The sequence below is a fragment of the Yersinia thracica genome, from assembly GCF_902170565.1.
GTDB classification, from domain to species: Bacteria; Pseudomonadota; Gammaproteobacteria; order Enterobacterales; family Enterobacteriaceae; genus Yersinia; species Yersinia thracica.
Window position 1 is genome coordinate 106,821 of record NZ_CABHXX010000069.1, and the last position, 20,057, is coordinate 126,877.

The following is a 20,057-nucleotide window of genomic DNA, read 5'->3' on the forward strand; positions in this document are numbered from 1 at the left end:
CGTTAATGTGTCGGTGGTTGGGGCAGCAGTTGGCAACTGTGATCTTGCAGCTCCTCCACCGATGCCCTATTCAGGTTTATCAGCCCGGCTTTACTGGCGAGCAATAAAAATTGCCCATCGGGCAATGCTGTCATGGCGAGACCATAACGGCCCATTTCATCTTTCGCGCCCGGCACTTCATTCGCTAACAAGCGAAATGCCCCTGTTTGCTGTAATTCTGCCGCCGTCGTCCGCCGCACCAGATAATCATGCCCCAATAAACCGCCGGGCAGAGGCTGCCATTGTTGGCGAAAATCGGCTTCCCGTGCCGCCAAAGCGGTTTTGACTGCTGGTTTTAGGCAAGAAATATGAATATGTAAATGATCCTGACTGCGACCATATTTTGAATTGATGGTTAGCGAAATATCCGCATCATCAATGGGGGCGCCGTATTTATCCGCCATAAAGTGGCGAACTTGCCAGGCATCAAAGAAATAGTTGGGGCTGCTGGTGGCTAATAGCTGCGGGCTTTCTATGCCGCTGACTTTTGCCGTCGGCATCAACAAATACTGTAATGGCCCGTGCATATCTTTGTACACCACGAACCCGGCGGGGGTATCAACTTCTGCACAAGGTTGCGGATTATGCTCCGCTTCCATATGGGGGACACATTGCTGGCTCACAATTTTCCACAGCGCTTCCGCATTGCTAAAGCGCAATTTATAGCCAATGCCCAGCAAAATAATGACCAGCAATATCAGCAAAAACCACGGCTTTTTTAGATAACGAAACATGGGCTTCCCTTCACTTTCCATGATGAGTCGCCAGTGTAGTGAGATATCCGTGGAACGGGCAAACCCAATAATGCTTATTTATCATTATGGGGTAATGACCTTAAACAGGAAGATACCGGCTATTGTGGGGCCTTATTGTTTGCATCTTGAGACAAAGTGCCGTCTTCGGCATAGCGGGCGGTGGCAATCCAGGCGGCGCAAAATAAAGTCAGGCGAGCGAAAAAGTAGAAAAAGGCCATTAAGCCAATCACTGAACCAAAGGCCGCCCCTGAGGGGGAGCTGGCAAGGCGCGGCAACATCATGGTCATGATGAACTTGATGATTTCAAAGCCAATTGCCGCAATCAAGGTGCCCCGCAATAGCGCTTTTTTCTTCGGCTTATGGCGTGGCAGAATCCAGAATATCCATAAAAATAATAGATAGTTAGCAGCGATAGAGATGGATAAGGCAATCAGTGTCATCACCGGCCGCAACCACTCAATCCCCCCTAATCCTAATGCATTAACAATCGCGGATTGCGCCGCCCCGGCGATAGAGGTCAGCGAAAGAGTAATAATCAGCGCGATAACTAAGCCAGTGAGTGAAATAAAATCACGGGCGTAGCGGTAATAGAATTTTTCCTGATCCTGTGGATTGCGCTCCCAGACGTCCCGCGACTGGGCACGAATGGCTTCGCGCAGATTCCCCATCCAACTGATACCGGAATAAAGCGCAATCGCCAAACCGGTTAGCCCGACGGTAGTGCGCTGCTGAATAGCGGTATTTACCGTGTTTTTGAGGGTGGCTGCCAGACTCGGGTCACTGATGGTATTCACAATTTTGTTAATTAATTCAGCCAATAAGTCGGGGTTAGAGGCGAGCACAAAACCCACAGCGGCAAAAGAAACCATCAAAATAGGAATCAGGGATAAAAATGAAAAATAAGTAATGGCAGCGCCAAACTGGCTGCCCAGCCGGTCATTGAAGCGGTCTGTGGCGCGGATAATATGGGCAACAGGGGGGTAAGCTTTCACACGGTCAGTGAGCCGCGTCATAAAGGAAATTGCTTTTTTGCCCGTTTCAATTCCAGCAGTCAGCGGTGCTGGGTTGTCTCGCGGTGCGTTTGGCATAATTCTCCTTGAGTCTGTTAATCCATGCTTTATGCAGATGATTATGCTAAAGAATTTGACATAAAATGGCGACTAATTTGTTGATAATAGCAGAGTCGACGTCTATCACAACCTCGCCTGCGGTTATGCTGCTGTGGGTATTGGCCGGGATTCTAGTATGGTCATGGCGATCCCGGCATCTTATGTGTGCTCAATTATCATCACTGCGGTAGTGTTCGCCGTCAGCGCGAAAGTCAAAAATATTCTTGAGGATAATATTCAAGGCAATAAAAAAGGCTACAAACCCTGCGGTTTATAGCCTTTAAAGGTTTATTAAAAAACCTTAGCGCAAATTAACCTTAGCGCATAGTAACAAATTCTTCAGCGGCGGTTGGGTGGATAGCGACCGTATTGTCGAAATCTTTCTTGGTTGCGCCCATCTTCACGGCGACCGCGAACCCTTGCAGGATTTCATCCATACCAAAGCCAATTCCATGGATGCCGACAATCTTCTCTTCCGGCCCTGCGCACACCAGTTTCATCCTGCATGGCTGGCGGTGCTGAGTGACGGCGCTGTACATCGCGGTGAAGGACGATTTGTACACTTTCACTTGGTCGTCGCCAAACTTCTCACGCGCTTGCGGCTCAGTCAGGCCAATAGTCCCGATTGGCGGGTGGCTGAACACCACGGTCGGAATATTGCTGTAATCCAGATGCTCGTCCGGCTTGTTATTGAACAGGCGCTCGGACAAACGGCGACCGGCAGCAACCGCTACCGGGGTTAGCTCAACGGCACCGGTATTATCGCCGACGGCGTAGATACCTTTAACGTTAGTATTCTGGAACTTATCAACCTCGATATAGCCTTTTTCATTGGTTTTGACACCGCTGGCGGCCAGATTCAGGTTATCAGTTGCCGGTTCACGGCCAATGGCCCAAATTAGATGGTCGACAGTCACTTCAGTGCCGTTTTCCAGTTGCAGTGTCAGGCTACCATCCGCATTTTTGATAACCGCTTTCGGTACTGCCTCGGTATGCAGTTTCGGCCCTTCGGTGTTCATCACTTCCAGTAGGGTTTCGACAATCAAGGGATCAAAAGTACGCAGTGGAGCGTGCTTGCGCACAAATAAATGCGTTTCTGTGCCTAACCCATTGAGAACGCCCGCGATTTCTACCGCGATATAACCGGCACCCACTACAGCAACCCGTTTTGGCATCTCGTCCAATTCGAAGAAACCATCGGAATCGATACCATACTCAGCCCCTGGAATATCCGGGTGACTTGGGCGGCCGCCGGTGGCGATCAGAATATGATCGGCAGTAATCTTCTCACCGTTTACTTCCACAGTATGCGCATCAATAAAACGCGCAAACCCATGAATAACATCAACTTTATTATTACTTAAACCACGGTCATAAGACTGATGGATACGATCGATGTAAGCAGTACGATTGGCAATCAGCGTTTTCCAATCGAAATGATTCACTGTGGTATCGAAGCCGTAATCCGGGCCATACAATTTAATTGCTTCCGCAATTTGTGCTGCATGCCACATCACTTTCTTCGGCACACAACCAACGTTGACACAGGTGCCACCGAGCTGTTTAGCTTCAATTAGCGCACATTTCTTGCCATACATGGCTGCCCGGTTGATGGACGCGATCCCGCCACTGCCACCGCCAATTGCCAGATAGTCGTAATGTTTGGTCATCAGTATCGTTTCCAATTCGTTTAAAAAATTGCCTATCAGTGTAGCGCTTGATAAAGCTTTATGCATCAATGGCTCTGATAGGCAGCTTATTCCGGCACTACCCATTTCACCAGCGTATGGCCATGGCCAGACGGCACCAATGCTTGGTGCAGCCACGGCAGTAGCGTGTTCATTTGCTGTTCCAGTTTCCATGGCGGGTTAATCACAATCATGCCAGAGGCGGTCATGCCGTGTTGATCACTGTCTGGGCGAACGGCCAATTCAATTTGCAGAATACGGCGGATGCCCGTGGCTTCCAGATCCCGCAATAACCGTTTGACTTGCTGGCGTAAAACCACCGGATACCATAATGCATAAGTGCCCGTTGCGAAGCGTTTATAACCTTCCTGAATACCTTTCACCACATCCTGATAATCAGTTTTCATTTCATACGGAGGATCGATAAGAATCAAACCACGGCGTGATTGCGGCGGCAACTGTGATTTAAGCTGCTGATAACCATCAGCTCGCTGGACTTTAGCGCGCTCATCTTTGGCAAATTCATTGCGCAACAGCGGGTAATCACTCGGGTGCAGCTCAGTCAGATGGATTTTGTCATATTCACGCAGTAAATGGCGGGCAATCAACGGTGAGCCGGGGTAATAACGCAATTTCTCACCACGGTTAAAGTAATTGATTGCACTCATATAAGGGGCTAAATCAGCGGGTAAGTCTTCGCGTTGCCACAGTTGGCCGATACCTTCCAGGTATTCACCCGTGCGTTCAGCATGCTCGCCGCTTAATTGATAGCGACCGGCACCGGCGTGGGTATCCAGGTAAAGGAACGGTTTTTCTTTTTCTTTCAAAGACTCAATAATCAGACTTTGAACAGTATGTTTAAGAACGTCGGCATGGTTGCCAGCGTGAAAACTATGGCGGTAACTGAGCATTTTATTTTAACCAATTGATATTTAGCACATTGCGGCAGTGTTTCTTGCGGCCTTTCTCAGTGGATGCGACAAAGCATCGCCGTCAGAAACCGCAGCCAACACATTATGGCAACTAGTATAAACTGTCTGGTGGATAAAAAGTGAAAAGCATTAATCTGTGATGAATACCTCCCCCGCCACAATGAATATAATCATGGCAGTTAAGCCGCCAGCCATTGATTTTCATGCTGGCAGACCTCATGTTGTTTGTTCACACATAGATTCATACATAATTTATTATTCGCCGCTGGACTGCTTCTGGCGTCGATATTCAAAAAAATAATCAGGACAACCCTATGACAAATCCGCTGTTGACCCCGTTCTCCCTGCCGCCATTTTCTGCTATTCGCCCTGAAGATATCGTGCCTGCGGTGAAATCCGCTCTGGATGAATGCCGTCAAGCGGTGGAGCGGGTCGTCGCCCAGCCAGGCCCTTTCACTTGGGAAAATCTGTGCCAACCATTGGCGGAGTCCGATGACCGCTTATCGCGCATTTGGTCGCCTGTTGGGCATTTAAATTCAGTCAAAAACAGCCCGGAATTGCGCGCGGCTTATGAACAAAGCTTGCCGCTGCTGTCGGAATACGGCACTTGGGTCGGGCAGCACAAAGGTTTGTATCAGGCCTATGTCAGCTTGAAAGAAGGGCCGGGATTTGCTGTTTTAAGTGCGCCACAGCGCAAAGCGGTAGAAAACGCGCTGCGTGATTTCCAGTTATCCGGCATTGGTCTGGAACCAGAACAACAAAAACGTTATGGCGAAATTGTGGCCCGCTTGTCTGAGTTGGGCTCGACTTACAGCAATAACGTGCTCGATGCCACCATGGGCTGGAGCAAGCTGATTACTGATGTCGAGCAACTGAAAGGCTTGCCGGAAAGTGCATTGGCCGCCGCCAAAGCTATGGCCGAAGCCAAAGAGCAGGACGGCTGGTTACTGACATTGGATATGCCGAGCTACTTGCCGGTGCTGACTTACGCCGACAATGCTGAACTGCGCGAAGAAATGTACCGCGCCTTTGCCACCCGTGCTTCTGATCAGGGGCCGAATGCGGGCAAATGGGATAACAGCGAGATCATGGCCGAAATTCTGACCTTGCGCCATGAATTGGCCCAATTGCTGGGCTTTAGCAGCTATGCGGATAAATCGCTGGCGACCAAAATGGCCGAGAACCCACAGCAAGTGTTGGGTTTCTTAAATGATTTGGCAAAACGCGCGCGGCCACAAGCGGAAGAAGAACTGGCGCAGTTACGTGCTTTTTCTGAAAAACATTATGGTGTCAGTGAGTTAGCCGCGTGGGATATCACTTATTACTCCGAGAAACAAAAACAGCATTTGTTCTCTATCAGCGACGAGCAATTGCGACCTTACTTCCCAGAACAGCGGGTGGTAGAAGGGCTGTTTGAAGTGGTGAAACGCATTTACGGTATTACCGCTAAAGAGCGTCATGATGTCGACACCTGGCATCCAGATGTGCGTTTCTTCGAACTTTATGATGCCAGCGGCGAACTGCGCGGCAGCTTCTATCTGGATTTATATGCCCGTGAACACAAGCGCGGCGGAGCCTGGATGGACGATTGTGTCGGCAGCCTGCGGTTGGCAAATGGTCAATTACAAAAACCGGTCGCTTATCTGACCTGTAACTTTAATGGGCCAGTTGGCGGCAAACCGGCGCTGTTTACTCATAATGAAGTGACCACCTTGTTCCATGAGTTCGGCCATGGTTTGCACCATATGCTGACCAAGATTGATACCGCGGGTGTTTCCGGCATCAATGGTGTGCCGTGGGATGCGGTCGAGCTGCCAAGCCAGTTTATGGAAAACTGGTGCTGGGAGCCGGAGGCGCTGGCGTTTATTTCCGGCCATTACGAAACCCACGAGCCATTGCCACAAGAGATGCTGGATAAACTGCTGGCGGCGAAAAATTATCAGGCGGCGCTGTTTATCCTGCGCCAACTGGAGTTCGGCTTGTTTGATTTCCGCATGCATTATGAGTTTGATCCGCTGACCGGTGCGCAGATCTTGCCTGTTCTGTATGAAGTGAAAAAACAGGTGGCGGTGGTGCCATCGCCAACTTGGGGCCGCTTCCCACATGCCTTTAGCCATATCTTTGCCGGTGGCTATGCGGCGGGTTATTACAGCTACTTGTGGGCGGAAGTGCTCTCGGCGGATGCTTTCTCGCGCTTTGAAGAAGAAGGGATTTTCAATGCAGCAACTGGGCAGTCATTCCTCGACAATATTCTGTCCCGTGGCGGTTCCGAAGAGCCAATGACTCTGTTCAAGCGCTTCCGTGGCCGTGAGCCGCAGTTGGATGCTATGCTGCGCCATTACGGTATTAAGGGCTAGAATGTGTCACAGGTAAGTATTTGTTTATTGTCTGAAGCAGGCGCCGATCCCAGCGCCTTGTCTATTCTGGCTGAACGCTGGGGGTTGGTGTCTGACGAACAGTCCATTATGGCGCTGGTGCTGACCCCTGAGCGGCTTGAGCTGCGCAAGCGCGATGAGCCGAAACTCGGCGGAATTTATGTTGATTTCGTCGACGGCACACTCGCCCATCGCCGTAAATTTGGTGGCGGGCGCGGTGAAGCGGTTGCCAAAGCGGTGGGTATCAAAAAAGGGTATCTTCCGCGCGTGGTGGATGCGACTGCCGGCCTCGGACGGGATGCTTTTGTCTTGGCGGCGCTGGGCTGCCATGTGCAAATGTTGGAGCGCAATCCGGTGGTCGCCGCATTGCTGGATGATGGGTTGCGCCGTGGTTATCAGGATGCCGAGATTGGCCCGTGGTTACGCGAGCGGCTCACATTGTTGCATGCATCCAGTTTAACCGCGTTGGCGGATATCGAACCTCGGCCCGAAGTGGTTTATCTCGATCCGATGTATCCGCACCGGCAAAAAAGTGCGTTGGTAAAAAAGGAAATGCGGGTGTTCCAATCGCTAGTGGGCGCTGACGAAGATGCCGATGGGCTATTGGCACCGGCGCGGGCATTGGCGACCAAACGGGTGGTGGTTAAGCGCCCGGATTATGCAGAACCTCTGGCGGGGATGACGGCACAGGGCGCAGTGACTACCAAAAGCCACCGTTTCGATTTATATACCCATCTTCCTTGACGCCGCAGTGGTGTTAGCGGCACTCACTTACCCGAATCACTGACTTGTGTCAGCTCATCGGGATGCGTTTGTTTGCTGCCTTACTACAACGCCAATGACTTTGGGTAATACCCATCTTCCTTGATGTGGGGTAGGTCAGTGCTAAAAAAGCGGCGGCAAACTATTGCCGTCGCTTTTGATTTTAAACATTCAATATTATGCCGTGAGCAGCGGGCTGATGATAAAGTTATTTAATGTCAGTTGATGCTTGCCAGTGAGCTTGATCATCATGTCGGCTTTATGCACCTTATTATCAAAATCAACCATTAAATAAGTTATGTCTCTGACTTCATCATATTTCTGCATTATTTCTGTCTGACCACTAAAACTGAATTTATCGACTAGAGCAATATCTTCATTACCATATATAAGCGGAGATAAATCTATTTTATCTTCACCTGATTTGAAATCATGAATAGTGTCAGCGGAGGTTGTTAAAGAATCTTCAACATGATGGTAGATAAAAGTATTATTTCCCTTACCTCCCCAAAGATGATCGGCCCCGTTGCCTCCTGATAATTTATCATCGCCATCCCCACCCTCCAGTACATTAATTTCCTTATTACCCCATAATTGATCATTACCACTACCGCCAATGGCATTTTCTATCACCACGCCATAGGCAATGGAGATATTGCCTTTTAGTCCTCCGATATGAGAGAAGCTGCCTGCGGCAAGGTTAATGACCTGATCTTGGGTTTGATGAGAAAAATCCAGGGTATCAATACCGCCAGCATCCCATATACAAAGTATTGGTGTATGGCTGGAATAGGTATAAATATTATTCCCGGTTCGGGTGCTCATATTCGGGCCATAAAGATATTGGAGTGCGGCGATATCGTACATTTGTGGTGTGGATGCGTTATATCCAGCATAGTTTCCACCTGAGTCCCACTCAGAGGTATAGCTCATGACGCTCTCTTGTTGTGTCAGCCCAACAGTGTCATGAGTGTGTTTCAGACCAACAGCATGCAAGATTTCATGGACAATAACGCGACCACCATGGTTTGACTGAGTGGGGGTGAGATTCTCGGGGGCATCAGCATTAATACACACCGGGCTAAGATTTCCTCCATTAGGGCTATAGGCATAACCTGCGGCACTGATAGGTTTCTCAGGGTGGACATTGACAATGGGAATATTCGCTTTAGTGCTGTTAACCTCAACAAATTTTATATTTGCCACATCTGATATACTCTGCATCGCTATTCTTGTCTGAGACATTTGCAACTGATTAAGAGTAGAGGTCGGGTTATCACTCTTAAGTATATAATAATGATAATCTTTAGAAATATTCTGATTAAATGAAAAACTCACTATGGTGATATCATCGCCATTTTTAATTTCCCATTTTTCATTATGAGTTATTGTTGCATAATTGATATCTCTTGATCTTTGGTTGACGGTATTTTTTATTTCTTTCATGAATATCTCACTTCATAATCATTGATAGATATATTAGTTCACATTTATTAATGTGACGATATATTACTGGCTGAGTTTATATTTAAAATAAGTGAAATCTTAAATGTAAATCTAAAAATGAATTTATTAACTAATATAAATACGAGGATTGAATATCATTTATAGAAACATCCCATATTCTTATCAATTTTTATCTCAAAGAATATGGGCGTTTTATTATTTACAGCACACCTTGGGCCAGCATTGCATCTGCCACTTTGACAAAGGCTGCGATATTAGCGCCATGAACATAGTGGGTTTGCTTACCTTCTCCGCCATATTCGACACAAGATTGGTGAATATCCAGCATGATGTGGTGCAAACGGACGTCAACTTTCTCTGATTTCCAGCTCAGACGAGCCGCATTCTGTGCCATTTCCAGACCTGAGGTCGCAACGCCACCGGCATTGGCCGCTTTACCCGGCGCAAACAGAACGCCAGCATCAAGGAAAGCATCAGTTGCCTGAATGGTGGTCGGCATATTAGCGCCTTCAGCAACAGCTTTTACTCCATTGGCAATCAGCTGACGGGCGGCGGGTAAATCCAGCTCGTTCTGTGTTGCACAAGGCAAGGCGATATCAACCGGGACACTCCACGGCTGTTGGCCCGCTAAATAGACCAGATTACGTTCGCGGGCATAATCTTCGATGCTGCCGTAACGTTTGTTTTTAATCTCGGCCAAATGGGCCAATTTTTCCGGCGTAAAGCCTTCTTCATCAACCACAGTGCCACAGGAATCAGAGGCGGTAATGACTCGAGCGCCCAGCTCCATGGCTTTTTCGATAGTGTATTGAGCCACGTTACCTGCGCCAGAAACAGAGACTCTTCTGCCTTCAAAGCCTAAACCGTGGCGCTTGAGCATGGCGTCGGTGAAATAAACTAAGCCGTAACCCGTGGCTTCCGGGCGAATAAGACTGCCGCCGAAAGAAAGCCCTTTACCGGTGAAAACACAGGCGGTGTTATTAGACAGTTTCTTCATCATGCCGGACATAAAGGCGACTTCGCGGCCGCCAACACCAATATCACCCGCAGGAACATCAGTATCCGGGCCAAGATGACGATACAGCTCGGTCATCAGTGCCTGACAAAAACGCATGACTTCCGCCTGACTTTTCCCTTTCGGATTAAAATCAGAACCGCCTTTACCCCCACCCATTGGCAGTGTTGTTAGCGCATTTTTAAAGGTCTGTTCAAAACCTAGAAACTTAAGAATGGATAAGTTTACTGATGGGTGGAAGCGCATCCCGCCCTTATAAGGGCCAATCGCTGAGCTAAACTGAACACGCCATGCGCGGTTAACCTGAACTTTACCTTGGTCGTCAGTCCAGGCAACACGGAACTGAATGACGCGTTCTGGTTCGACTAAACGTTCCAATAGGCCTTGTTCACGGTAGTGAGGGTTTTGCTCCAGAAAGGGCCAAAGTGAGGTGAAAACTTCACGTACAGCTTGGAGATATTCTGGTTGGTTGGCATCACGTTGTTGTAAAGATTCTAAAAATGACTCCAGAGAGTTTAAACAATTCATCACTAATAATTCCTTGTACCCATTGAGACTCTCCTAACAGATTTTTGCGGTCTATTATTATTATCCAAAATAGTGAGGAGACGATGTTGTGCATCTTCGACTATATCACTGGTTTATATTCATGCCGCAAGGGATTTTGACAAAAACTTAGCAGGGTTATTAATGTGTGGAGATATAGGGTGGGCGTGGGGCTCAGCATAAAAAACGCCCGCTAAAGGCGGGCGTCAGAGGTGATTGATGCTAAGCTAATGAGGCTCAGTAGCTTAATCGTCTTCACCATTCTCATCATCACGCAGTGGTACGATGAGCATATCGACATGAACGGTATTGATCAGCTGGCGTGCTGAAGACATCAACTTGCTCCAGAAATCCTGATGATGGCCGCATAATACCAAGTCCATATCGTATTTCTTAATGGCATCAACCAAGACCTGACCCAGATCACCACTACCACTCAGCGTTTGTTCAATGGGATAACCGGCATTTTGAGAAAGCTCGGTCAATGCATTGTGCGTTTCTTCAGAAATGCGTTTCTGCATATCGCCAAGATTAACGTCGATCAGGCCGGTATAAAGGTCTGAGTAGTTAACATCAACATGGATCAGGGAAACTTTGGCATTGTACGGCTTGGCCATAGAGACCGCTTTTTCCACCAACACCTTACTTTCCGGAGATAGGTCAACCGCAATCAGAATGTGTTTGTAAGCCATAAGTAAACTCCTTCCATAATGTTAATTAATGGGTAAGCAAACATTCAACCGTTGAACGGGTGCTAACGCGATATCGACATTGTACCATTATGACCCCTAACTGAAGTGTTTCACGGATCACAACACACTGTTTTGATGATGATCACTAAAGCTAGCGTATGTCTTTTTACACTAATGCCCCATCAAGCTCTACCGCGCATTGCCCTAATATAGGGTCATATTGATTGAATTTAAAGCAGTTCATTATCCTAAGTATAGCGCTGATTAGGCATCGTGATGGACGTAATTTCATATTTGCTGCGCAAATCTAATCTATAAAAAATGGCGATTGAATTAATGTGATTTAGTTAAGAAAGTTTAATATTTAGCCAGTTTTAGGCGGGAGTAACCGCATTTATGCACCAGAAAAGTTTGTTATAAGTTAATACTAATTGATACTTAACAACCCCCAAAATAAGCTTAATTTAGAGATTATCAGGCTATTTTTCATTTCATTTCCTACACTCATAAAGGGAGTCCAACACGTTCGGATAGTGTGTCGAGGGAATAACGCATCGAGCCACAATCAGAAAGCGAACGATAGGGGGTGGCTTTTGAAGCCCTGGGGGTGTTTGTATCAGCTAGAGTGAGCGATGGCGCAAAGGCTCAGGGGAACTGACCTAATGCGGGTAATATCGCTGGGAGGATGATTATGATCAGTACCGTCGCGCTTTTTTGGGCTTTGTGTGTGGTATGTGTGATTAACATGGCACGTTATTATTCATCACTGCGTGCTTTATTAGTGGTATTACGGGGTTGCGACCCGTTGCTGTATCAGTATGTTGATGGCGGTGGATTTTTTACCTCCCACGGTCAGCCGAGTAAACAGATTAGATTAGTCGGTTATATCTTTGCTCAACGTTATCTGGACCATCATGATCCGGAGTTTATTCGCCGTTGTGAGAGGCTACGTGGGCAATTTATGCTGACCAGCGCATTATGTGGTTTAGTCGTGGTCAGTTTGGTGGGCTTAATGTTGTGGTATTAGTATGAACTTCTGGCATAAAAGCAGGTAAAAAGGCGACCTGAAAAGGCCGCCTTTTACTTTACTCAAATTCGAGTATTACTGTTTCGCTGGATTTAGATAAACTTCAACGCTATCCAGTACAACCCACCGGAAAGAAGAATAGAGATTGGCAAGGTTAATACCCACGCCAACATAATGTTCTTCACCGTCTTACTCTGCACACCACCACCATCCACCAACATGGTGCCGGCAACAGCTGAAGAGAGCACTTGAGTTGTCGATACTGGCATACCGGTATAACTTGCAATACCGATGGAGACCGCCGCAGTCATCTGGGCAGAAACCCCTTGCGCGTAGGTCATGCCTTTCTTACCGATTTTTTCACCGATAGTCACTGCCACACGTTTCCAGCCGATCATAGTACCCAAAGACAGGGCCAGAGCGACGGCAACGATAATCCAGGTTGGCGCATATTCCACAGTTTCTAACAAATCTGTACGCAGATTATTGAGGAAACGGCGGTCTTCAGCACTGGTTTCTGGCAGTTTGGCAACAGTCCCAGCGGTTTCTGCAACACACATCAACAAGCGACGCATATGGCTACGTTGATCGACCGTCAGGTCGTCATAGCTTTGCAGATTCGCCAACAGTGCCTGTGCATTATCAATCGCTATCATGGCGCGTGAGCTATCACAGTGGAACTGTGCCGGTGTATTCGGCAATGTCTCTGGTGTCGGTACCAGTGGCTTCAGCGCAACAGCATGAGGTAATACTTCAACATGCTGCTGATAATATTGTTGCAGATGAGTCACTGCATCGCGGGTGCGGGCAATATCATAGCCGGTTGCATTCATATTCACGACGAATCCAGCGGGAGCCACGCCAATTAACACCAGCATGATCAAGCCAATCCCTTTCTGACCATCGTTAGCGCCGTGAGAGAAACTCACGCCAATAGCCGATATGATCAGTGCTGTACGGGTCCAGAATGGCGGTTTACGTTTACCGTCTTTCTTTTCACGTTCCGCAGGTGTCAAGTGAATACGTTGCTGCTTTTTGGTTCCGTTCCAGTAACGACGTAACAGGAACACCATCAAACCGGCAATAACCAAACCCACAATCGGGGATAAGATTAATGACAGGAAGATTTGAATCATCTTAGGAACGTTCAGCGCATCAACAACAGATGTGCTGGTCATTAATGCATTGGTTAAACCAATACCGATGATTGCACCAATCAGCGTGTGCGAACTGGAGGCGGGGATACCGAAAAACCACGTGCCCAAATTCCAGATGATCGCCGCCAACAGCATAGAGAAGACCATCGCCAACCCATGTGCTGAACTGACATTTAATAGCAGATCAGTAGGCAATAAGTGAACAATGGCATAAGCCACGCTCAAACCGCCCAGCATCACGCCGAGGAAGTTAAACACCCCTGCCATCACGACAGCCACCTGTGAACGCATGGCGCGGGTATAAATTACGGTTGCAACCGCATTGGCTGTGTCATGAAAACCATTGATGGCTTCGTAAAACAGCACAAACAACAAAGCAAGAACTAACATTAGGCCGGTATGGAAATCCAGGCCAGCGAAAAGATGCAGCATAAGCGTTACGCCAGTTTGTGGACATGAACGCGGCGCATTATCAGTGACAATGGGGGGTGGGGAAAAGGAAAATATGACCTTTTTTTGACATGACCGCAGATGAATTCGTCTTCTTGAGCAACATATGCATGTTATATCAGCAGGTTACTTAGTTTTACCGTATGAGACATTTTCTTACTATAGCTTCCTGTCAGCGGGCGACTTACAATCTCCCGCCGCTAATTTATCAGTTGAATGAATAAATAGTATGCGGATTGGCGGCAAAGTGAACAATTTTGCAGTAATGATGATTTTACTCAGTGAGGCCCAGTGTGGAACAGTTTGATGTGGTAGTGATAGGTGCAGGTGCTGCGGGCTTATTTTGTGCGGCTCAGGCCGGACAAGCTGGGTGCCGGGTATTGTTGGTTGATAATGGCAAAAAAGCAGGGCGCAAGATACTGATGTCCGGCGGTGGCCGCTGTAACTTCACCAATATGTTTGTCGAACCCGCAGCCTATCTCTCACAAAACCCTCATTTTTGTAAATCTGCTTTGGCGCGTTACACCCAATGGGATTTCATTGATTTGATGAATCGCTACAATATTGCCTGGCATGAGAAAACACTGGGGCAACTGTTTTGTGATGATTCTGCCCAACAAGTGGTCGAGCTTTTGCTGAAAGAGTGCGAATTGGGGCAAGTTACGATTCGATTACGCAGCGATATTCTGTCAGTTGAAAAAAATGATGCCGGTTTCTTATTGCAGATTAATGATGTGAAAGTGAGTGTTCACTCACTGGTGGTGGCTTCAGGTGGGCTGTCTATGCCGGGATTAGGCGCCTCTCCATTTGGCTATAAACTGGCAGAGCAGTTTGGCTTGAAAGTTTTGCCGACGCGCGCGGCTTTAGTCCCATTCACTTTACATAAGCCTTTGTTGGAGCACCTGCAAACACTTTCCGGTGTTTCAGTACCGGCGGTAGTGACGGCAGAGAATGGTGTCAGTTTCCGTGAGAGCATTTTATTTACCCATCGTGGCCTTTCTGGCCCGGCCATTTTACAACTTTCAAGCTATTGGCAAGCTGGCGAGTATGTGAGCATTAACTTACTTCCTGACACTGACTTAGAGACTTTCCTCAATAATGAGCGGCTAGCCCATCCCAATCAGACCTTAAAAAATACATTGGCTCAGTTGCTCCCTAAGCGGTTGGTGGAATGCCTCCAGATGTTGGAGCAACTGCCGGATGTCACCTTGAAACAATTAAATGCGCCGCAGCAGGCCGCGTTAGTGGCCAATTTGCAACAATGGCGCGTGCAGCCTAATGGAACGGAAGGTTACCGTACTGCTGAAGTGACAATTGGTGGCGTAGATACTCAAGAGCTCTCCTCCAAGACGATGGAGGCCCATAAAGTGCCAGGGTTATACTTTATTGGCGAGGTTGTTGATGTGACCGGCTGGTTAGGGGGCTATAACTTCCAATGGGCCTGGAGCTCAGCCTGGGCCTGTGCGCAGGCATTGGCGGCTGTGCAGAGACAATAAAGTTTGTCCGTTAGCACTAAAGTTTGTCCCTTAGCTCATTTTTGGACAATAAAGTTTGTCCACTAAAGTTAAGTAGGCTAAATTTTGTACAGGCCAGATGATTTTGGATACTGTATGGGACAAAGCAGAAAACTCGAAACTCTTGAAGACTATAAAAGGGCTTTAAAAGGGAAGTATGGAATTGGTGAAGGAGCTGACTACAAGCCGTGGCTCAGAGTTCAGGATGTAAAATCTCAAGGTATCCGCTCTCAAGTCTATGGCAGAAAAGTTCGCAGAGTACACCACCTGCTATCTTCTTTAGAAAGTGAGTTATTTTATCTGTCTGAATTTAGTGATGTTGTCATAGATATCCGAGAACAGTTCCCATTATTACCATTGAATTTATCGCATAAAATCGCCAAAACGATAGGTGTTAAACACCCTTCTCATCCCGTTACTAATGAATCAATTATAATTACTACCGATTTTCTACTTACTATTCAGTCCAGTAACGGTATTCAATACCAAGCCATATCAGTCAAACCAGAAAGCGAAACTAACAATCAGCGCTCACTCGAAAAAATCGATATTGAACGTATTTGGTGGGAACTGCTTGGTATTAATTTTAAATTATATATCGGCAACAAATTAACACGAGCACAAAGCCGAAACATTAGCTGGGCAACATCGCCATTTCGTGAACAGTTGGCGATTTTCTCTGATGTTCAAGTTGAGCAAGCATTGTATGTGTTAAGAGTTGGAAAAAATTTTATTCATGAAATCTGTGATTGTTTTATACGTGAGAAAATTGTGTCGCATTTAGAAGCATTAACATTATTGCGATATCTTATTGCAGATAGGTTCATCGAGGTTGACTTATCCTTCAACATTGAAGAGGCTGGTATCCTAGACATTACCCAAGTGCTGTTAAATCAGAGAGATGTGGGAAATGGAAATTGCTAAGAACTCTGTTTGGAGCTTCAAAGGCGCAGAAGATTTATCTGATGGGAAATATCGGGTCATTGAAATATTGGATGATATTGATTGTATTTTATTATTTTCACTAAATAGCACATCACCAACCGAAAGACCAAGAGCAACTCTTCTCTCTTATTTTATTCAGCAGGTTAAAAATAGACATGTTTCAACGGATACTTATCTTTTACCGGTTTACTTACTCGTTGGTGAAGAGGAAATAACTGAGGCGCATAAAATTAGAAGAGATAAAAATTATAATTTAATTAATTATTTGATTTCTGATAAAAAATTTTTATTTGATTACGCGACTAAGGAAAGAGTTAACTATTTAACTGAACATGCATTAAAAAATAACACTAATAGTAAGATGATTGCTAGACTTCTTACTAGATACTGGCGTTATGGTCAGGAAAAAATGTCGATGCTTTCAGCGTTTTCTTTTAGTGGTGCAGCTGGGAAAGTTCGCCAACTAAATAAAAAACCTCTGGGGGCACCTAAGACTTCTAGAACATTATCTGTAGAGAGGTCGGAAAAATATATATTAGGCAGTGCAGATAAAGATAAAATTAGTAAAGCATTAAAGAAATACTTTCTCAAAAAAAATGGTTTAACACTATCAAAAACATACAAGTCCATGCTTAGAGATTACTTTTCTGATGAAATTCGTTTAGCTGATGCCAAAGGATGTTCTCCGCATATTCCAACCCAAAAACAATTTAATTACTGGACAAAAAAGTTGTTTTCAAAGGATCAGATAATTCTGGCGAGAACGACAGAAAATGATTATTTGCGTAATAAAAGAGGAGTGCTAGGGAGTGTCACTCAAGCATCTATGTTCCCAGGGAGCTTTTACGAAATTGATGCTACCGTCGCTGATGTACATATCGTATCTGAATTTGGGGCACAATATCTTTTAGGCAGACCGACAATATACGTCATTGTAGATAGAGCAAGTCGCATGATCGTTGGGTTACATGTTTCTCTTTTTCATGCATCTTGGCGCGCAGCAAGACAAGCTCTTGCGAATTGTTTTTTACCAAAAAAAGATTATTGTCAGCAGTTTGGAATTGAAATTGATGAATCAGAATGGCCATGTGCTCATATTCCCCAGTCTTTAGTATGTGACAATGGAGAAATGATTGGTTTGAAGCCAAATCAAGTAGTTACTCCTATGACAGAACTAAAGTTCACGCCCCCTTACCGTCCCGATTGCAAAGGTGTTGTCGAAAAGCGTTTCGACATTTTAAATAAAGATGTTATTCATGACCTTCTTGGTTCGACAAGAGGTGGACAAATTGTTAGGGGGAGTAGAGATCCTAGGAAAGACTCAATATATACTTTAAGCCAATTAACTGTTCATCTGATTCAAGCTGTTTTAGAGCATAATCGCTCCATTATTAATGATCTTGCCCAGACAAGCTCATTGCTTATAGAAAATGACCTTTCGCCAACGCCAATAAATTATTGGAAAATCCATCTAATAAAACATAGACATGCACTTAAATCTTCCGATAAAAATGAGGTCATTTCTCGGCTGCTTCCACCTGCGGAAGTTAGCATGACTAGGAGTGGAATTCATTACAATGGCTTATATTACTTTTGTGAGCAGGTTGAACAATTAAACCTTGCTTCTATTGCCAGAACATCGGGGCGTTGGCGTTTACATGCACGAATTGATGAGAACACTACAGATTATATCTATGTCCGTCTGGATAAAAATAAAGATTTTACCAAGTGTACTCTTTTACCTCGCAGCAAAATGTTAGAGGGGAAGAGCATGGTGGAAGCTGAATTTCTTCAAGACTGGCTTGATGTCAAACGGGAATTAAGCCCTATAACAGTTACGTCGATCGATGATCATAAACGACGTAAAAAAATGAAAAAAGATGCCAAACGAGTTCGTCTGCTTTCATTACCCTCTATTAACGAAAGAGTAAGGGATATTCGGCAGCATCGTGCTGAGGAGATAATAGCTACGACTAATGCATTGAGTGAAGATAAGCTATCCTCAGGGGGAGCTGAAGATAAATCAGCCTATATTTGTGACTTTGTCAAAGTCCTGCCGAGAAGAAAAAAAGGGGGGACGGAATAATCATGAGGATTGTTAAGGCAAGCTATAACCAAGCCATTTTACCTGAGCATCAAGGAAATCCTTTGATCGAAGCGCTCCCCCCTAAAAAATCTTGGGAGGGTATGATGGATGCTTTCAGTAACTATCCAGAAATGGCAGAGGATATTAGAGACCATACTAATCCAATGGTGCGAGAGGAATATCTCACTCGATTGAAAGAACTTAGGCAACCACTGCCAATATATTACGATTGTTTTAGAGCGATAGAGAGGGCTTTAAAACAAGGGTATTCTGCGAAAAATCCTCTGACCCCTACGATGGCACAATATCTTCATTATCCAGTTAATGAACGTCCGCACATTGAGCCTAAAACGGGTTATTTTGTCCCAAAAGCGGAGACAATAACCCTTATAGGGGAAAGTGGAACTGGTAAAACTAGTATGCTTGAGCAAGTTTTGAACTATTTTCCTCAAGTAATAGAACATTCATCGTATAAAGGACTGCCAGTTCAACCAAGGAGGCAAGTCGTCTGGGTTAAAGTTGACTGCCCTAGTAATTCTAGTGTGCGAGACTTATGTGAAGAGCTGCTCACTCACTTAGATCTCGCTATGCAACGAGAAAAAACGAAGTCAGCGGGAACTATAGGCGGTTTAGTTAGGCAAATAGAGCAGCATATTAAATCCAGCTTTCTTGGCGTTTTAGTGATCGATGAAATGCAGCGTCTACGATTCAAGCGAACAGGGGGCGAAAACAATCTTCTCAGTTTTTTGCATAGTCTGATTAACAATCTTGGCGTCCCAATATTTTTTTGTGCTAATCCCCCATTTAATGAAACATTAGAAAAAACATTGAAAGCTGCTCGTAGAGCTGAGAGTGGAGGATATTTTACGATGAAGCTTTTGGAACGAAAGAGCGATTCTTGGGAAGCTTTTGTTCATGAATTATGGGATCTTCAATGGACAAGTTTTTTCAACGAACTAACCGATGAACTCAACGATAAAATCTACGATTTATCCGTGGGTAATCTAGATATGGCACATAGGATTTATCGTGAGGCGCAACGTTTAGTCATTGGCTCAGGTGACGAAAGAATTACTACTGCTACGTTGGAAATTGCCAGTATGTTAGCTTGCGGTCTATCATCCAAAACAGAAGAAATAAAACTAATAAAATCAGATCAATTCCTACCAAGAAGAGCTAAAGCCTCTACAATTAATATAGTTAAAAATAATGAAGAAAAGTTTAAAACCCATAGTGCTGGAGATATAACTAAGCCGCAACATCCTGAGTTTGCTAATCAGTTGAGGGAGATTGTTGGTTCGGTTGATATACTCAGTCGGATAAAAAATCCTGATTTATTTCAGCAGGCTGGAATATCGGATAACCCGATAGATTTTTTAAGGCTGCATGACATGATGTTGGATGATCCTCTTGTTAAGCTATCAACCTATTGATATATATTTTTTGTCTCTATAGCATCTTTTTTTTCTGAAACTATTTGATCCTATTACTATTTAAT

At 45.6% G+C, this 20,057-nt stretch carries 16 protein-coding genes; 8 read left to right on the forward strand and 8 right to left on the reverse strand.

What is annotated here, in order from left to right; translation table 11 throughout:
* Positions 1-2 precede the first annotated feature (2 nt).
* Both FTA91_RS08555 and yhjD read right to left on the reverse strand, forming a co-directional pair.
* Positions 3-773, reverse strand: coding sequence for a CDP-diacylglycerol diphosphatase (locus FTA91_RS08555; RefSeq protein WP_145583182.1), 771 nt, complete (start codon positions 771-773; stop codon positions 3-5).
* Between the two features lie 119 nt (positions 774-892).
* Entirely contained in the window at positions 893-1,882 is a 990-nt protein-coding gene (yhjD, locus tag FTA91_RS08560) for an inner membrane protein YhjD (RefSeq protein WP_050112104.1), read from the reverse strand.
* Positions 1,883-2,039: 157 nt separating this feature from the next.
* Between yhjD and FTA91_RS20065 the strand changes: the two genes are divergently transcribed.
* Positions 2,040-2,180: a hypothetical protein gene (locus tag FTA91_RS20065; protein WP_155407201.1), complete on the forward strand. Its 141-nt coding sequence runs from the start codon at positions 2,040-2,042 to the stop codon at positions 2,178-2,180.
* Positions 2,181-2,220: 40 nt separating this feature from the next.
* On the opposite strand, the gene gorA is transcribed toward FTA91_RS20065, so the two are convergent.
* Together gorA and FTA91_RS08570 are read right to left on the reverse strand one after the other, a co-directional pair.
* Entirely contained in the window at positions 2,221-3,573 is a 1,353-nt protein-coding gene (gene gorA, locus FTA91_RS08565; RefSeq protein WP_145583184.1) for a glutathione-disulfide reductase, read from the reverse strand.
* A gap of 86 nt (positions 3,574-3,659) precedes the next feature.
* Complete coding sequence (locus FTA91_RS08570; RefSeq protein ID WP_145536024.1) at positions 3,660-4,502, reverse strand: 23S rRNA (adenine(2030)-N(6))-methyltransferase RlmJ; 843 nt, start codon at positions 4,500-4,502, stop codon at positions 3,660-3,662.
* Positions 4,503-4,837: 335 nt separating this feature from the next.
* Between FTA91_RS08570 and prlC the strand changes: the two genes are divergently transcribed.
* Both prlC and rsmJ read left to right on the forward strand, forming a co-directional pair.
* The gene (prlC, locus tag FTA91_RS08575) at positions 4,838-6,880 is read left to right on the forward strand and encodes an oligopeptidase A (protein ID WP_050112101.1); all 2,043 of its coding nucleotides are present in this window, start codon (positions 4,838-4,840) and stop codon (positions 6,878-6,880) included.
* Between the two features lie 3 nt (positions 6,881-6,883).
* On the forward strand, positions 6,884-7,642 hold the full coding sequence (rsmJ, locus tag FTA91_RS08580; protein WP_145583186.1) for a 16S rRNA (guanine(1516)-N(2))-methyltransferase RsmJ: 759 nt from the start codon (positions 6,884-6,886) through the stop codon (positions 7,640-7,642).
* Positions 7,643-7,837: 195 nt separating this feature from the next.
* On the opposite strand, the gene FTA91_RS08585 is transcribed toward rsmJ, so the two are convergent.
* From FTA91_RS08585 to uspA, 3 genes are all read right to left on the reverse strand, one after another.
* Positions 7,838-9,106, reverse strand: coding sequence for a M10 family metallopeptidase (locus FTA91_RS08585; protein ID WP_050112099.1), 1,269 nt, complete (start codon positions 9,104-9,106; stop codon positions 7,838-7,840).
* Between the two features lie 220 nt (positions 9,107-9,326).
* Positions 9,327-10,670, reverse strand: a complete 1,344-nt coding sequence (gdhA, locus tag FTA91_RS08590; RefSeq protein ID WP_050112098.1) for an NADP-specific glutamate dehydrogenase — start codon at positions 10,668-10,670, stop codon at positions 9,327-9,329.
* Positions 10,671-10,933: 263 nt separating this feature from the next.
* Positions 10,934-11,380: a universal stress protein UspA gene (uspA, locus tag FTA91_RS08595; RefSeq protein ID WP_004874931.1), complete on the reverse strand. Its 447-nt coding sequence runs from the start codon at positions 11,378-11,380 to the stop codon at positions 10,934-10,936.
* Between the two features lie 691 nt (positions 11,381-12,071).
* Here uspA and uspB point away from each other — a divergent pair.
* Positions 12,072-12,407: a universal stress protein UspB gene (gene uspB / locus FTA91_RS08600; RefSeq protein WP_050112460.1), complete on the forward strand. Its 336-nt coding sequence runs from the start codon at positions 12,072-12,074 to the stop codon at positions 12,405-12,407.
* A 92-nt stretch (positions 12,408-12,499) separates the two neighbouring features.
* On the opposite strand, the gene pitA is transcribed toward uspB, so the two are convergent.
* A complete protein-coding gene (gene pitA / locus FTA91_RS08605; RefSeq protein WP_050112097.1) occupies positions 12,500-13,996 on the reverse strand; it encodes an inorganic phosphate transporter PitA in 1,497 nt (498 codons plus the stop codon).
* 311 nt (positions 13,997-14,307) lie between these two features.
* Between pitA and FTA91_RS08610 the strand changes: the two genes are divergently transcribed.
* The 4 genes from FTA91_RS08610 (at position 14,308) to FTA91_RS08625 (ending at position 19,992) form a co-directional block, all read left to right on the forward strand.
* The gene (locus FTA91_RS08610; RefSeq protein ID WP_145583189.1) at positions 14,308-15,510 is read left to right on the forward strand and encodes a BaiN/RdsA family NAD(P)/FAD-dependent oxidoreductase; all 1,203 of its coding nucleotides are present in this window, start codon (positions 14,308-14,310) and stop codon (positions 15,508-15,510) included.
* A 114-nt stretch (positions 15,511-15,624) separates the two neighbouring features.
* Positions 15,625-16,452: a TnsA endonuclease N-terminal domain-containing protein gene (locus FTA91_RS08615; protein ID WP_145583191.1), complete on the forward strand. Its 828-nt coding sequence runs from the start codon at positions 15,625-15,627 to the stop codon at positions 16,450-16,452.
* Complete coding sequence (locus tag FTA91_RS08620; RefSeq protein ID WP_235896837.1) at positions 16,439-18,559, forward strand: transposase; 2,121 nt, start codon at positions 16,439-16,441, stop codon at positions 18,557-18,559. The genes FTA91_RS08615 and FTA91_RS08620 overlap by 14 nt, the downstream gene beginning before the upstream one ends.
* A 2-nt stretch (positions 18,560-18,561) precedes the next feature.
* Positions 18,562-19,992 carry an ATP-binding protein gene (locus tag FTA91_RS08625; RefSeq protein ID WP_004722605.1) on the forward strand — a complete coding sequence of 477 codons (1,431 nt, stop codon included), beginning with the start codon at positions 18,562-18,564 and terminating at the stop codon, positions 19,990-19,992.
* The last annotated feature ends 65 nt before the right edge of the window (positions 19,993-20,057 follow it).

Excerpts from the sequence above, each read along its gene's own strand:
- FTA91_RS08555 (WP_145583182.1), bottom strand. The coding sequence starts at position 773 with ATGTTTCGTTATCTAAAAAAGCCGTGGTTTTTGCTGATATTGCTGGTC.
- FTA91_RS08625 (WP_004722605.1), top strand. The coding sequence starts at position 18,562 with ATGAGGATTGTTAAGGCAAGCTATAACCAAGCCATTTTACCTGAGCAT.
- yhjD (WP_050112104.1), bottom strand. The coding sequence starts at position 1,882 with ATGCCAAACGCACCGCGAGACAACCCAGCACCGCTGACTGCTGGAATT.
- FTA91_RS08620 (WP_235896837.1), top strand. The coding sequence starts at position 16,439 with ATGGAAATTGCTAAGAACTCTGTTTGGAGCTTCAAAGGCGCAGAAGAT.
- uspA (WP_004874931.1), bottom strand. The coding sequence starts at position 11,380 with ATGGCTTACAAACACATTCTGATTGCGGTTGACCTATCTCCGGAAAGT.
- prlC (WP_050112101.1), top strand. The coding sequence starts at position 4,838 with ATGACAAATCCGCTGTTGACCCCGTTCTCCCTGCCGCCATTTTCTGCT.
- FTA91_RS08585 (WP_050112099.1), bottom strand. The coding sequence starts at position 9,106 with ATGAAAGAAATAAAAAATACCGTCAACCAAAGATCAAGAGATATCAAT.
- uspB (WP_050112460.1), top strand. The coding sequence starts at position 12,072 with ATGATCAGTACCGTCGCGCTTTTTTGGGCTTTGTGTGTGGTATGTGTG.
- pitA (WP_050112097.1), bottom strand. The coding sequence starts at position 13,996 with ATGCTGCATCTTTTCGCTGGCCTGGATTTCCATACCGGCCTAATGTTA.
- gorA (WP_145583184.1), bottom strand. The coding sequence starts at position 3,573 with ATGACCAAACATTACGACTATCTGGCAATTGGCGGTGGCAGTGGCGGG.
- FTA91_RS08570 (WP_145536024.1), bottom strand. The coding sequence starts at position 4,502 with ATGCTCAGTTACCGCCATAGTTTTCACGCTGGCAACCATGCCGACGTT.
- gdhA (WP_050112098.1), bottom strand. The coding sequence starts at position 10,670 with ATGAATTGTTTAAACTCTCTGGAGTCATTTTTAGAATCTTTACAACAA.
- FTA91_RS20065 (WP_155407201.1), top strand. The coding sequence starts at position 2,040 with ATGGTCATGGCGATCCCGGCATCTTATGTGTGCTCAATTATCATCACT.
- FTA91_RS08615 (WP_145583191.1), top strand. The coding sequence starts at position 15,625 with ATGGGACAAAGCAGAAAACTCGAAACTCTTGAAGACTATAAAAGGGCT.